A 12,646-nucleotide genomic window follows, 5' to 3' on the forward strand; every position below is an offset into this window, starting at 1 on the left:
GAGTGTGTCCTAGCTGCCAGTGCCGGACGCGGTGACCTTGCGCGGCTCGCCCTGCACGCCGAGCGAGATTGAGGAGGTCGCGTGGGCTCCCACCTGACCGCCGATGCCGCCGGGCACGAGCTGCACGTCAACCTCCCATAGCTGTCCGCCCTCGACGGGGGCGAACTGGATGGTCTCGGTCTTGCCCTGGTTCTCGTGGAGGACAGTCGAGAACGAGCCTGCGGTTTCGAAGTCCTGGGCGAAGTCGATGTTCAGCACCCAGCTCTCCACCGAGGTGTGAGTAAAGCGGGCGTTGCGCTTCATGCCTCGGAACGTTGCCGTGGCGGTCTGGGGCTCACAGCTGATCTTCGACGCGGCTGCGGCGTAGTCGAGGCTCTTCATGATGAGCGAGCTGTTGTCGAGGTAGACGGGCTTGACGTCCACCACGGTCGGAGCTGCTGCGGGTGCTACGGGGGTCATGGTTGTACCTTTCGGGTGAGTGTGTCGGTTTCGATGACATATGACAGGTGGGTGTCGCCCCAGACCTCTTTCGTTGCGGTGCCGACGATGAGGTAGCGGAGCGATTCAAGGGCGTCGAGCACTTCGAGCACGAGCGCGTCAACGGCGTCCTCGGCGGCTTCGGTGATGCCGTCCAGGTGGGTGACGACGTGGACGCGGACGCCCACGTTGCGGAGCCCTGACGCGCCGGGCGAGGGGCTGACGGTTCCCTGTTCGAGCTGCACGAGGGGCTTGGCGAGCCTGTCCACCGCGCCCAGGTGCGGCACGACGCGGAACTTGCGCTCGGGCAGTGCAGCTTCTAAGTCGGCACCGAGTTGCGCGCGGATGCTCATAGCGCCACCGGAATCGGGGTCTTGGGGCGGAGCATCTGCCGCACGATCCAGTCGAGCGGGCGGGCGGGAATCGAGAAACCGTCATCGCCGTACGCGGAGCGGTCGGGCTCGGTGGCGTTCCACAGGTTGCGCGCCTGCATGAGGTGAGCCACCCGGTAGGAGGCGGGGCATTTCCCCGCCTCCACGAGCTCGGGAGGGAGCGCCGGGGCGAACTCAAGAACCTGCTCTCGGGCGACGTTCAGCACGTCGTTGAGCGAGGCGGTGGGGATGTGCTCGGCGTCTTCCCACGGTGCGGGCTCACCGGGCTCTGACGGGGTACGCACGGAGTCCACCGTGTGCCAGTCGGTCGGCTCGCCGTACTTGGGCAGGTTCTCGGTCATGCTTAGCCCTTGTCCGCGACGGGTGCGGCCTTGTCGGAGATGAGCACAACGGAGTCCTCGCGAACCACGAGGGAATCGACGTAGCCGTGTACGGCGCGGTCTACTGCGCCAATCGCGATCTGGAGCGCGTCCACCTTGATTGGCGTGGTGCCGTTCTCCTCGAACTCGATAGCGCGCTGTGCGCCCACGATGACCGACAGCGAGTCCGCTGCCACAAGCGGCTTGCCGTCGAGTCCGACCAGGCTGGCGCGCTCGGCCTCGACAACCTGCACCTTGCCATTCGCGGCGCTGCCGGTGAGCTCGGTGTTGAAGTCAAACGTGATGTACTCGGGAATCAGATCCTTCGGGGTGTCCAGGAGCTCGTCCATGACTTCCTCCGTGACAATCGCGTAAGACGCCGTGTCGCGGGTACGGTTCACGGTCGTGATGCCCTGGATGAGCATTCCCAGGCCGACGCCGCCCTCGTAACGTGGCGAGCGGGGGCGAGCCATGATCGGAGCGCCTGCGGTCTCGCCGATGATGGAGAGCGCCTTGTAATCGCTCCACATCGCGTAGTCCTCAACGATGAGCTTGAAGAACGCTTCGAGGTATTCCTCGCCGCCGGGGAGGTCGAAGAACTCCCGGGCGATGGTGTTCGCGAGGGCGAAGCGGTGGAGCGTGCTCGACTGCTCAGTGATGAACGCCTCGGCGCTGTTGATCTCCGCGAGGTTGCCCGCCCAATTGCCGTCGTACCGATCGACAGGCGCGGCGGCGGTGCCACGGTGGGCCTTGTAGCCGCGCTTGCGCACGGCCTGCACGTCGGTGCCGAGGCTGCACAGGTTGATGAACTTGCGGTCATACTCGCGCCCATCCCAGAGCTGCCCCATCCAGTGATCGGGGAGCCCCTTGTTCTTGCCGCCGCCCGCGCCAACGCCGAGCGCGCCGTCGGTCTTGATCTGCTTGAGCGCGGCCAGGAGGGTGTCCTGCGAGGCCAGACCCTGCTTCACCTGGCTCATGGCGGCGAACAGCGTTTGAAGGTTCTCCTGGGGCGATGCCTCGCGGCTGGAGCTGGTGACGGCTGCGGGGCGGGTCGCGCCACGGCGTGCGCTCGCGGTAAGGGTGGACACGATAGATTCCTCTTCCTCTTCGGTGGTGTCGGCGTCGGGCTCGACGATGACGGTCTCGGTGGTGATGGTGGTGGTGTTGCCGTCTTCGACGGTGGTAATCGTCGTTTCGCGGGAGGACTCGTTGCCGTCCTCGTCTACGAACTCGTCGGTGTACTTCTCGACGGTCTCGGTGGCTTCCGAGCTGCCGTCGCTACCTTCGTCCTCGCCCTCGGTTTCGAGCACGGTCTCGGTGGTGCCGTTCTCTTCGTCCTCGTCGTAGGACGCGAGGAGCGTGGCAGATGGAAAGGCCGGCCTTTTCACGAGTGCCGCGCCGAACAGTCGCCCGGCCTTAGCCAAGCCGCCCGCGATCTTGACGCTTGCGACCTCTGCGGAGAAGAAACCGAGCTTCGGGGGCTCGCCGTTCGGGCCTGGCTGTGAGTCACGCAGGGCGGCGTCGCCCTCGGGGGTCTTGGCTGCGTAGGCGGCGAACATGATGCCTTCGGGCGTCTCGGTGAGGCGTGCGCCGTGGCCGAACACGGCTTCGCGCTCGTGCTCGACGTTGACGGTCATCTGTGCCGGATCGGTCGGGAGCGAGAACGCGCCCTGGGGAACACTGAACTTGCCAAGGTTCGAGTTGCCCTGTTCTCCGTACGGGATGAGGAGGCCAGTAATCAGCCGGTCTTCTGCCGACGCGGTAAGCGTCGAGGCTTCGAAAGTAATGCGCATGGTGGGTTAGTCCTCCGTGTATGTGCCAGTGGTTGATTTGCGGGAGTTGGTGAAGTCGAATCGGACGCGCTGTTTCTTCGGCACCACGTCATCGAGCGAGAGCCGGGCCTCGATGGGCTCTGACCAGAACGACATTCGGTCGGTGGTCTGCGCTTCGGCCTGTTCGGCGGTCTCATAGGTGAGCGTTGATTGCACTTTGGAGGCTTCGACGCTTTGCGCGGTGAGGTTCATGTGTGCGGCCACGTCGAGGCGGATCGCGTTACGTGCCGCTTCCAGGAACGATTCGCCTGAGTGTTCTTCGAACCGGGCGTCGATCTTGAACGGGATGAACATGACCGAGCCGTTTGGGTTGCTGCGTGCTGCCGCGACGGCGTCCACATAGACCTTGGCCTCGTCGGGGTTCATGCCGTTGTCCTCGCGTTCTTGGAGGATGATCGAGGGCACCGGGTTCTGTGCTCGTGAACGCCATGCCTGTTCCAGTGCGAGGCCACCCTCAATCAGGTCGCGGCCTGAGACCAGGAGACCCGGATGCGCTGACGGGATCACGATGACCTGATCCTCGGGCGCTTCCTCGCCGTCGAAGAACACGACGCCGTACTCGTCTTGATGCCACCGATCGAACGGGATGTGCATTGCCTCGGTGATCTGGTCAGACGCACCGCGACGCACGGCCCAGGCGGAGACGCCGTTGAAGATGTGGTCATCCAGAGTCGCGACCATGCGCTGGTATGGCGACATGGCAAGCGCATCGTCGGTGCGGCTGAGCCATGCCGGTTGTGGGTCTGCGCGCTCGTCAGTGTCGAGGTAGTCCACGAGGGGCCGCCCCGCCAGCTTCTCTACGATGCGGTTGCGGCTTGCTGCGATTGCGGGCACGCGGAGGGCGTCCAGGCGGGAGTACGGGCGGGCCGAGCCGTGGGGGCTGAGCTGCCCGAAATAGTCGTTCCATACGAGCTCATTGGGGTGCTGTGTCGCAAAGGATGAGCGGAACAGCACACCGCCGCCCGTGGGTCGCGTGGAGCGACTACGAGCGGCGGTGCCGGGGCGGAGCAAGTCGAGAATTCCCATACCTGCGAGCTAATGCCCCGATGCGCGACATTAACGCTTTGCTGCGCGTTCTCGGCGTTTCGCGTGTCGCTTGTCGAGGCGTTGGCGAATGCCGCCGGTATAGCCTGGGTGCGCCCGTTCTTCGTGGGCCTGGGCGCTCTTCTCGGCCTCGGCCAGCGTCCACGCGAACGCGCGCCAAGTACCGCCGCAGTCGTGGCACACGAGCAACACCTCAGTGTCGGACTTGTCGAATTCGATGCCGGTCTTCTTGGTCATGCGCTGATGATTCCTGCCTGCTCGGCCTCGTAGCCGCGCTCGTAGTACTGATCCCAATTGCGGAGCGCTCGCACCGCTGCGAGCAAGGGCGTAACGTCCTTGCCTTGTTCGGCGGTGAAGATCCACACGCCTCGGTCGTTGCCTCGAATCTCGCGTTTCTTGGCGTCGAGCGCGGCGGCGTTGAGTGCGCCTTGTGATGCGTAGTGGCGAAGCGTGCCGGTTTCGAGCTCGCGCATGAATGTCACGCACCCGGCGGCGGTCTCACTCCAGGTCTGCATCTGGAGTTTGGGCCGGGGGTGGATGTACCGGGTCGCGATGTAGGTGGCTTCGCCCTCGGCGATCTTGTCGAACGCGACCGAGCTGCCTCGGTAGCCCTGCCGGGTGAGGTACTGGAGCCGGGCGGGGAGCCACGCCGTGCCGAGCTGGTGGTCTACGAGCTCGATGAATGCGCGCCCCTCGCGGTCACGCCAGGCCGCGCAGATAGCGGCGGTCGCGCCGCCGCCCGGGCGTATGTCCATGCCGAACGCAACGCGCGCCGGGCGATCCGGCCAGCGTTCGAGCGCTGTGCCGTCCCAGAGCAACGGGTCGATAACCACGTCTTGCCCCACGTCGGGCCAGAGCGACAGGTACTCGCGCGCCCACTGGGGTTTACCCATTGCGGGGTCACGGTAGTTGTCACGCATGGTCTCCATGTTCGTGAGCGTGCCGACTCCCGGATGCGTGCGCTCCACGAGCTGCATGGCGCGGTCTTCGTCTTCGATGTCGCTCCAGTCGGTCATTTGGTCAATCGCGAAGTCCACGCCGCCGAGCGCAGGGTCTCCACGCCTGAGCCTGTCCAAGTTCGTCCAAAACGCTCCCGCTTTGGCTTCTCCTGCGGTGCCGGAAACGATGATCTGTGAGCCCGGGCGAGTGTCCATGAGCGGGAGCACGCCCGCGACAATCGCGTTGCTCTCGGCGGGGTCGATTTCCTGCGCCTCGTCCAGCCAAGACACGTCTGCGGCCTTGCCTCGGTAGGCGCTCGCTTCGGGCTTGAGTACTCGGAACGTCGAGTGGTTGTCGAAGCGGATGCCCGGGCGGCTGTTGCCGACGCGGGTGCGGAACGTGCGCCCGCTCGTGTTCATCGAACGGGGCTGGTCATCGGCGGGTTCGAGGTCTCCGTAGAGCGGCATCTGTCCGAAGCGTTCCCACTTCGCGAGCTCGGGCGAGACACGGCGGGGCAGGTCGCCCCGCTTCCACGGCGGCAGGTCTGCGTCCGCTGGTGGCTGCACGTAGTCCAGACCGTCCTTGACCCACTCCTCGAACATCTCAGTGCCAGCGGTGCCGGTCTGTGCGGAGAACACGACGCGATAGCCCGGGCGCATGGCGCACCGGCCTAGGAGCAAACAGAACACGGTCGTGGACTTCGACGCGCGCCGGGGCACCTCGATAGCGTTGCGCTTGGTACCTGCGTTGAGTGCGTCAGCGATGAGGAGCTGCTGAGGCTGGAGCGGGAGCCGGGGCGGTTCCATGAGGTCGAGCTCGGCAAGCTGCTCGGGGTCTTCGAGGTCTACGAGCTCGTAGCCCATCATCGAGGCACCGACAAGGAACTCAGCCCTCAGCTCGGGCGTATCGTCTAGTTCTCCGCGCCACCGTGGCGCGATTCCGCGCGCCCGATTCTTCTCCCAGATTTTTTGAAGTGGGGGGAGAAAAGTCGTGCTGCCCCCAGGCGAAGGTTCTAGAGCAATCTCAAAAAACGGGCGACGAATCGCGCGCTCAGTATCGGTGACGTTCACCATGCTCGGATACCTTTCGATGAGTTCGAACGAGTGCGACGCTGCGCGTTCGTGACACGTGCCCCGCGCTTGCCGCCCGCGCTCTGGTTGCAACGCCGCGCGCAGCGTTCGCAGTAGTCATGTGATGGGCCAACGTTCGAGAGCGTCGGCGTGCCGCCGTCCATCGCATCGGTGATGTGACCGACCTGGAACTTGTCACCGGGCATGACAGCGTGCGGGCAGTTCACGCAGCGCAAGGGCAACTGGGGCTCGATGAGCTTTCGCAACTTCGGGCTGTAGGTGCTCCACTTCTGCGCCCGATGGTGACGGCTCACAGTGCCGCCCTCGCGTGCTTGCGACGCTCGCGGGTATGAGTCCTGGTGCCGCGCTTGAGCACTGCGAGCATGTCGCCCGAGACGGGAACGATGAGCTTGAGGAGTCCAGACTGCGACCACTCGGTGAGGTCTGCCACGCTGGTGTGACGGTTGAGGGCGGTGTTGTGCTCGCTCGCTGCGGCGTACTCGCTGAATGCGCTCATGCGTTCAGCGCCTTGTGCATGGCGCGGATGCTCGCGCACTCATCGCAGTTGCACGGCTGGAACGCGGGCGACAGGTCGCGGCGGCTTGCTCGGCTTGCGTGTACCTCGTCCATGAGCTGCCGCTCGATGTTGGCGCGCATGAGGTAGACGGCCTGGATAGCCTCGGGCAGCGAACCTGACCACGTGGTTTCGTAACAGTCGGGCCCGGTCTCTGTGGAGTCGCTCACGGTGTAGACAACTGCGAACCAAGGCTCGCCCTTGGGTGTTCCTCCGACGCGGGGCAGGCGGCGCACGTTGGCGCGAATCTCGATGCTCACAGTGTCACCGCCAGGAGCCAAGCGGCGACGGCGCACGCGGCGAACACGAGGCCGAGGATGAATGTGAATCGGATCATGGCTGAGGCTCCAAGTTTTCGAGGTTGAGGATGTCGGCTACGTCTGCGCCACACCGGACACACGCGGCGTCTGTAGGCGGGCACCAATGGCGCGAGCCCTTGCCGGTGCCGAACCCGTCAGGGCAGGCGAAGAGTTCGGCTTCGGCGTTGAGTTGTTGCTGCTCGGCGCTCACGAGTTCGGGGCGGGCGGGGATCGTGGCGGGATCAAATCGGGGAACGGCGGGGGCAGGCTGCACCCCGTAGGCCGCTACGGGCTTCGCTGCCACTGCGGCGGCGTAGGCCGCGCCTTCGGATGGAGTCAAGACGCCGCCGGGCGGCACCTCGTGCGCGCTCGCGCTTACTACCGCTTCCAAAGATTGTTCTGGGGTTGTAGGTAGGTTTATGGATGGTTCGCCCCACGGCACGGAACCCGGGGTGGGTTCGGTGTGGTGAGGGGGGTTCGGCATCGTAGGGGGGTTCGGCACCGTGGGGGGTGCCGGGGTGTTATCGAGTACGATTTCGGCCCACGCCTTCGGGCGGCGGGCCTCGTTCTTTGACTCGCGCAGGTCTCGATGCTCGGGCGTGCGGTCGCAGTACCACGGGCACGGGATGTTCACCGAGTAGCGGTTAGTGCGCATGTGCTGCGCGGTGCGGATTCCGCCACCGCCGTTGAGGTCGGTAATGATCTCGCCGGACTCTTCGAGCTTGCGCACAAGACGGCGGGCGTAGGACTCAGTGACCCTGCCGCGCTTGGCAAGCCATGACATGGAGGGCCACGCGCCGCCCTCGCCGTCGCGCTCGGCAATCGCGATCAGTACAAGGAGTTCCTTGCCCTCGCTCTGCGAGTGTTCGAGCACCTGGACCATCTGCGCGAGGCTCATGCTTCGTCCTCGCCCGACGCCTGGTCTTCAGTGAACAGGTGCGCCCCGTTCGCGAGCGTCGCAGCGGGGATTATGCGACCTTCACGCACAGCGCGACTGATCGCTTGTCGGGTCACCCCACGCTCATCTGCTACCTCACGGGTCGTGAGCAACTTTGGAATCTTCGTTGTCATATGCACACGATATGGTCGAAATTACACCGTTGTCATTCCGACACGCCGAATGCTGACATTGTTGTCAAATGACCACCCGTGCGAGAATTGCACCATGACGATGCAGATGACTCCCCAGAGGGCACGCGCTATCCCAGAGTTCGAGCTGACCGACCGACTGCGCCGAGCACGCGAGTTTGCTGGCCTAGGCCAGGGCGAGCTTGCCGATGCTCTTGAGATTTCTCGAAACTCAATCGGCAACTACGAGAACGGTCGGCGTGTCCCGACGCGCCCGTACCTGCTCGCATGGGCAGACGTGACCGGCGTTGACGCGGTTTGGCTAGAAACAGGAAAGGCCCCCACCGATGCGGTGGAGGCCGATTCGAGCCGCCTGTCGGATTTGAACCGACGACCTGTTCTTTACGAGGGAACTGCTCTACCCCTGAGCTAAGGCGGCCTGGTACAACTTGCGCTGCACACAAGCGAAAACTCTAGCACGAAAGCGGCGGCAAGATTGCACGCCTAGCTGCACGACACCCCAGATTCGGGCACAACACCGTCAACGAAGTAGCTCTCCACAACCGAATTCACGCAGGAGTTCTGCCCGTAGGCGGTGTGGCCCTCGCCCTCGTATCGCACGAGCACGCCGCTCTCCAGCTGCTCCGCGAGCGCCTCCGCCCACTTGTAGGGCGTCGCGGGGTCACCCGTCGTGCCAACCACCAAGATGGGGTCGGCCCCAGCGGCTTTCACGGGCGCGCGCTCGTCGACACCCTTGAACGGCCACCCCGCGCACGACACGTCGCCGTAGCCCTGGAACCTGCCAATTGTCGGCGCGATCTTCTCAAGCTCGGCGGCCTCCTCACGCATGCGTTCGGGGTCAACCGCGTTCGGGTAATCGAGGCAGTTAATCGCTTGGAAAGCCTCGGTCGAGTTGTCGAGGTATTCGCCGTCGAGCCTGCCGTAGTACGAGTCCGCGAGGGCAAACGCGATGTCGGCGTCGCCCTCCGCGACGCTCGCGAACAGCGAGTTGAGGTACCCCCAGTTCGACTCTGCGTAGAGCGGCGTGATGATCGCCGTGAGCATCGTCGAGGTCGTGAGCGTGCGGCCGTCGGAGGCCACAATCGGGGTCGCGTCGACGTCGTCAAGCAGCGCACTGATCTGGCCCATTGCTTCATCGACTGTCCCGCTGAGCGGGCACTCCTTCGCCCCCAGGCAGGCCGTCACGTAGCTGCGAAGCGCGAGCTCGAAGCCGCGGGTCTGCTCGCGCACGACGTCAGCCTCGGTCGCGGTCGGGTCGAGCACCCCGTCGAGCACGAGCTTGCCGACCCTGTCGGGGAACATCTCGGCGTAGCGCGCGCCGATGTGCGTGCCGTACGAATAGCCGAGGTAGTTGAGCTGCTCGTCACCCTGGATTTCGCGAAGCATGTCGAGGTCGCGCACGGTCGAAACGGTGTCGACGTGGCCCAGCAGGTCGCCCGTCTTCTCGAGGCAGGCCTCACCGTAGTCGCGGGAGGAGGCGACCGCCTCCTCGATCCACTTCGCGCTGCCGCGCTTCGCGGTGCTGTCGCTCACGCCGAAGAGGTAGTCGTCCATATCTTTCGCGCTCAGACAGCTCACCGGGCTCGAGGCGCCGACGCCCCGGGGATCCCACCCGACGACATCGAAGTTGCGCCGCAGCGGCTCCCCCACCGCGGAATCGAGCGCGTTCCGCACGTACTCGACGCCCGATGCGCCCGGGCCGCCGGGGTTCACAAACAGCGTTCCGAGCGGCGCGCCGCCCGTCGCAGGGTGCTTCACCATGCGCAGCCGAATCGTCTCCCCCTCGGGCTCGCTCCAGTCAAGCGGCGCGTGCACGTCGGCGCACTCGAAGCCGTCGCCGCAGTCGGTCCATTTCGGGGTCTGGTCACCGAAGGCCGCGCCGACGGGCGTGGCCGGCAGCTCAAGTTCGACGTCGGTCGGCCGAGTCTGCGCGGGCTGGAACAGCTGCCAGACGCCGGTGAGTGAGACGATCAGCCCCAAGATCACGAGCACAACGCCGATGACGACCAGCCAGCGCTTCCAACGCTTCTGAGGCCTGGTCTCGCCCAAATCGTCTGCCGGTCCGCCGCTCAGCTCTGGCGCGCTCACGAGCTCAGCACCCGGTTGTCGGCCATCACAATCCGCGCAAACAGCGCCTCGAGCACGAGCCCCGGCGTGATCGCGCGCGCGAGCCGCTCGCGGGCCTGCTCTGTCGCCGAGACCACGGCGAGGGCCTGCTCGGGCGACCAGCGTTCGGCCAGGTCGCGAATCGCGGCGCCCGACTCCGCGTTCACGAGCTGCGGGAGCGCGCCCGCTGGGGCCGGGGCCTCGGGGGCTGGTGCCCCCGGCTCCGTGCCAACGGCGCCGAGCGTCGTCAGGAGCACATCGCGGTACAGCGACAGCAGATCGGTCAGGATCCGGTCAATTCCATCGCGGAGGCTGCGCTTGCGCCGCCGCTCCTGATCTTCTTCGAGTGCCTTGATCTGCGAGCGCAGCTTCGGCGGGATCGCGGCCCCCGGCGCGAGGCCGAGATTGCGCATCGCGTCCTCGCGCTCGCTCGCGTCAAGCTGTTCGGTGAGCGCGTCGGCGTCGGCCTGCGCGATCGCGACGAGTGACGCGGCAACGGCCATGGCGTCACCGAGCGTGTGCGCCGTGAGCGCGCCGGTGATCGACCGCTCCCGGCGGCTCATCGCCTCGGGGTCGCTTGCGAGCCACCGCGCCATCCCAATGTGGCTCTGGGCGAGTCGCGCCGCGCGCTCGGCAAGCGCGGGTTCGACCCCATCGCGCTCCGCGAGCAGCCTGGCGACGTCTGTGACGCTTGGCGTGACAAGTCGCACCGAGCGCGTGCGCGACCGGATCGTCGGCAGCAGGTCGGCCTCGCTCGGCGCGCACAGCACCCAGATCGTGCGCTCCGGTGGCTCCTCGATCGCTTTCAGCAGTACGTTCGAGGTGTGCTCGGTCATGCGATCGGCGTCTTCAATCACGATGACGCGGTAGCGGCCCTCACTCGGGGCATAGTGCGCCGTCGTGACGATCTCGCGGGCGCTCGAAATGTTGATGATCGCGCCCTGCGTCGTGAGCACAGCAAAGTCGGGGTGGGTTTTGCCGCGGACCTGGGCGAACACCCGCTCGCGGTCAGCCTCGGTACGGGCGATGAGCGCCGCCGCGAAGCGGTACGCCAGGTTCGAACGACCCGAACCAGGGGGGCCGGTGATCAGCCAGGCGTGCGCGGGCCCACCCTCCGGGCCAGCGGCCCGAGCGAGCGCTTCGACGGCGGCGGGCTGCCCTACGATCTCTGACCAGAAGTCCATGCCGCAAGGGTACCGTCTGCCACTGACGGGGAGGCTGGGGGCGGGCCTGGGGGCGGGGCGGGCCTGCCCCCACCACTTTTCAATCGGTATGGCTTCTGCAGCGTGTATGCCCCATGTGGCTCGGACTGGCATTGGAATGGTCGATCCCAGGAGAATGGGTCGAGCGGGGCAGGGCTGGCAGGGCTGGGAGAGGTCGGGCGGGGCCAGGCAGCCCCTACCCCAGGTCCACGTAGCCGGAGTCGCCCGCAGCGACGACAGCCGCCCCAGCGCTCAGCTCGGCGGCGAGCGCCGTGAGGCCTCCGACCTCGTCCTCAGCCACGGCGAAGCGCTGCAACACGGTATCGCTGTAGTCGGCCTCGCCGACGGTGTAGCCGCGCCTCCGGGCCTCCGCCTCGATCTGGGATGCGACCTCGTATGTCGACCGAACCGACACCTCCAGCCTCAACCCGCGGCGCACGCGCTTCGCGTCGAGCACGGCACCAGCGACAGACGCGCGGTACGCCCGGGTAAGCCCCCCAGCGCCGAGCAGCACACCCCCGAAGTAGCGGGTGACGACGGCCACGACGTCGCTAAGCCCGGCCGACACGAGCGCGTCGAGCATGGGCGCCCCAGCGGTGCCGCTCGGCTCGCCGTCGTCGTTCGAGCGCTGCACGCGGCCGTCAGGCCCCAGCACGAACGCAGAGCAGTGGTGGCGGGCGCGGGGGTGTTCCGCGCGGACGGCCGCGATGACGGCCCGCGCGTCTTCTTCCGAGGAGACCCGTTCGAGCCGCGTGAGAAACCGCGACCGCGAGATCTCAATCTCAGTCTCAACGCGGCCAGAGATCGTTTCGTACTCGGCTGCCATGCCTCTATCGTGTCATGTCCGCCCCCAGCCGCTCGCGTTACGATCAATGCGTGACTTCAGTGCGTGTGGACAGTTGGGTGTGGGCCGTGAGGCTCGCGAAGACCCGCAGCCAGGCGACGGCGGCCTGCCGCGCCGGGCACGTTCGCGTGAACGACCAGCCGGCGAAGGCGTCGCAGCCCGTGAGGGTCGGCGACGTCGTGCGCACCCGGCTGCACAGCATCGAGCGGATCTACAGGGTCACGGGGCTCGCGACGAGGCGCGCGAGCGCGGTCGAGGCCGCGACGAACTATGAGGATCTCACGCCGCCCGCCCCGCCCCGCGTCGAGCGGCCGATGACTGTCTACCGCGACCCGGGGGCCGGCAGGCCGACGAAGCGTGACCGCCGCGAGCTCGAGAAGCTGCGCGGCAGGAACGAGCACCAGCAGGGTTCCGAGTGA

The 12,646-nt window shown here is 66.3% G+C and carries 16 protein-coding genes, 1 tRNA gene and 1 pseudogene; 2 read left to right on the forward strand and 16 right to left on the reverse strand.

Annotation, left to right across the window (positions count from 1 at the left end):
• Window positions 1–9 precede the first annotated feature (9 nt).
• The 12 genes from FB468_RS10245 to FB468_RS17415 form a co-directional block, all read right to left on the reverse strand.
• Window positions 10–459, reverse strand: coding sequence for a hypothetical protein (locus FB468_RS10245; RefSeq protein ID WP_141887252.1), 450 nt, complete (start codon window positions 457–459; stop codon window positions 10–12).
• Complete coding sequence (locus tag FB468_RS10250; RefSeq protein WP_141887253.1) at window positions 456–830, reverse strand: hypothetical protein; 375 nt, start codon at window positions 828–830, stop codon at window positions 456–458. Before FB468_RS10250 ends, FB468_RS10245 begins: the two co-directional genes overlap by 4 nt.
• Window positions 827–1,210, reverse strand: coding sequence for a hypothetical protein (locus tag FB468_RS10255; RefSeq protein WP_141886009.1), 384 nt, complete (start codon window positions 1,208–1,210; stop codon window positions 827–829). Before FB468_RS10255 ends, FB468_RS10250 begins: the two co-directional genes overlap by 4 nt.
• 2 nt (window positions 1,211–1,212) lie before the next feature.
• Window positions 1,213–3,021 (reverse strand): hypothetical protein, encoded by a 1,809-nt coding sequence (locus FB468_RS10260; RefSeq protein WP_141887254.1) that lies wholly within the window; start codon window positions 3,019–3,021, stop codon window positions 1,213–1,215.
• Window positions 3,022–3,027: 6 nt separating this feature from the next.
• Window positions 3,028–4,086, reverse strand: a complete 1,059-nt coding sequence (locus tag FB468_RS10265; RefSeq protein WP_141887255.1) for a phage portal protein — start codon at window positions 4,084–4,086, stop codon at window positions 3,028–3,030.
• A gap of 30 nt (window positions 4,087–4,116) precedes the next feature.
• Entirely contained in the window at window positions 4,117–4,341 is a 225-nt protein-coding gene (locus tag FB468_RS10270) for a hypothetical protein (RefSeq protein ID WP_141887256.1), read from the reverse strand.
• Entirely contained in the window at window positions 4,338–5,909 is a 1,572-nt protein-coding gene (locus tag FB468_RS10275; protein ID WP_141887257.1) for a hypothetical protein, read from the reverse strand. Before FB468_RS10275 ends, FB468_RS10270 begins: the two co-directional genes overlap by 4 nt.
• Before the next feature lie 200 nt (window positions 5,910–6,109).
• Window positions 6,110–6,427, reverse strand: a complete 318-nt coding sequence (locus FB468_RS10280; RefSeq protein ID WP_141887258.1) for a hypothetical protein — start codon at window positions 6,425–6,427, stop codon at window positions 6,110–6,112.
• A complete protein-coding gene (locus tag FB468_RS10285; RefSeq protein WP_141887259.1) occupies window positions 6,424–6,630 on the reverse strand; it encodes a hypothetical protein in 207 nt (68 codons plus the stop codon). The genes FB468_RS10280 and FB468_RS10285 overlap by 4 nt, the downstream gene beginning before the upstream one ends.
• Window positions 6,627–6,947 (reverse strand): hypothetical protein, encoded by a 321-nt coding sequence (locus tag FB468_RS10290; RefSeq protein WP_141887260.1) that lies wholly within the window; start codon window positions 6,945–6,947, stop codon window positions 6,627–6,629. The genes FB468_RS10285 and FB468_RS10290 overlap by 4 nt, the downstream gene beginning before the upstream one ends.
• Before the next feature lie 73 nt (window positions 6,948–7,020).
• A complete protein-coding gene (locus tag FB468_RS10295; RefSeq protein ID WP_141887261.1) occupies window positions 7,021–7,884 on the reverse strand; it encodes a helix-turn-helix domain-containing protein in 864 nt (287 codons plus the stop codon).
• Window positions 7,881–8,057, reverse strand: a complete 177-nt coding sequence (locus FB468_RS17415) for a type IV toxin-antitoxin system AbiEi family antitoxin domain-containing protein (protein WP_141887262.1) — start codon at window positions 8,055–8,057, stop codon at window positions 7,881–7,883. The genes FB468_RS10295 and FB468_RS17415 overlap by 4 nt, the downstream gene beginning before the upstream one ends.
• 106 nt (window positions 8,058–8,163) lie before the next feature.
• On the opposite strand from FB468_RS17415, the pseudogene FB468_RS17685 reads away from it, so the two are divergent.
• A pseudogene (locus FB468_RS17685) lies at window positions 8,164–8,379 on the forward strand (helix-turn-helix domain-containing protein); the annotation flags it as partial.
• Between the two features lie 42 nt (window positions 8,380–8,421).
• Here the strand turns inward: FB468_RS17685 and FB468_RS10310 are convergent.
• The 4 genes from FB468_RS10310 to FB468_RS10325 all read right to left on the reverse strand — a co-directional run bounded on the left by FB468_RS10310 (window position 8,422) and on the right by FB468_RS10325 (window position 12,209).
• Window positions 8,422–8,493 (reverse strand) — tRNA-Thr (locus tag FB468_RS10310).
• Between the two features lie 65 nt (window positions 8,494–8,558).
• Entirely contained in the window at window positions 8,559–10,163 is a 1,605-nt protein-coding gene (locus FB468_RS10315) for an alpha/beta hydrolase (protein WP_246055844.1), read from the reverse strand.
• Window positions 10,160–11,365, reverse strand: coding sequence for a DNA polymerase III subunit delta' (locus tag FB468_RS10320; protein WP_141887263.1), 1,206 nt, complete (start codon window positions 11,363–11,365; stop codon window positions 10,160–10,162). The genes FB468_RS10315 and FB468_RS10320 overlap by 4 nt, the downstream gene beginning before the upstream one ends.
• A 214-nt stretch (window positions 11,366–11,579) precedes the next feature.
• A complete protein-coding gene (locus tag FB468_RS10325) occupies window positions 11,580–12,209 on the reverse strand; it encodes a YigZ family protein (protein WP_141887264.1) in 630 nt (209 codons plus the stop codon).
• Window positions 12,210–12,259: 50 nt separating this feature from the next.
• On the opposite strand from FB468_RS10325, the gene FB468_RS10330 reads away from it, so the two are divergent.
• Window positions 12,260–12,646, forward strand: coding sequence for an RNA-binding S4 domain-containing protein (locus FB468_RS10330; protein ID WP_246055845.1), 387 nt, complete (start codon window positions 12,260–12,262; stop codon window positions 12,644–12,646).

This window comes from Leucobacter komagatae (genome assembly GCF_006716085.1).
GTDB lineage: Bacteria > Actinomycetota > Actinomycetes > Actinomycetales > Microbacteriaceae > Leucobacter > Leucobacter komagatae.

Coding starts and splice junctions, on each gene's coding strand:
- FB468_RS10245 (WP_141887252.1), bottom strand. CDS start 459: ATGACCCCCGTAGCACCCGCAGCAGCTCCGACCGTGGTGGACGTCAAG.
- FB468_RS10255 (WP_141886009.1), bottom strand. CDS start 1,210: ATGACCGAGAACCTGCCCAAGTACGGCGAGCCGACCGACTGGCACACG.
- FB468_RS10250 (WP_141887253.1), bottom strand. CDS start 830: ATGAGCATCCGCGCGCAACTCGGTGCCGACTTAGAAGCTGCACTGCCC.
- FB468_RS10285 (WP_141887259.1), bottom strand. CDS start 6,630: ATGAGCGCATTCAGCGAGTACGCCGCAGCGAGCGAGCACAACACCGCC.
- FB468_RS10320 (WP_141887263.1), bottom strand. CDS start 11,365: ATGGACTTCTGGTCAGAGATCGTAGGGCAGCCCGCCGCCGTCGAAGCG.
- FB468_RS10260 (WP_141887254.1), bottom strand. CDS start 3,021: ATGCGCATTACTTTCGAAGCCTCGACGCTTACCGCGTCGGCAGAAGAC.
- FB468_RS10295 (WP_141887261.1), bottom strand. CDS start 7,884: ATGAGCCTCGCGCAGATGGTCCAGGTGCTCGAACACTCGCAGAGCGAG.
- FB468_RS10265 (WP_141887255.1), bottom strand. CDS start 4,086: ATGGGAATTCTCGACTTGCTCCGCCCCGGCACCGCCGCTCGTAGTCGC.
- FB468_RS10270 (WP_141887256.1), bottom strand. CDS start 4,341: ATGACCAAGAAGACCGGCATCGAATTCGACAAGTCCGACACTGAGGTG.
- FB468_RS10275 (WP_141887257.1), bottom strand. CDS start 5,909: ATGATGGGCTACGAGCTCGTAGACCTCGAAGACCCCGAGCAGCTTGCC.
- FB468_RS17415 (WP_141887262.1), bottom strand. CDS start 8,057: ATGACAACGAAGATTCCAAAGTTGCTCACGACCCGTGAGGTAGCAGAT.
- FB468_RS10325 (WP_141887264.1), bottom strand. CDS start 12,209: ATGGCAGCCGAGTACGAAACGATCTCTGGCCGCGTTGAGACTGAGATT.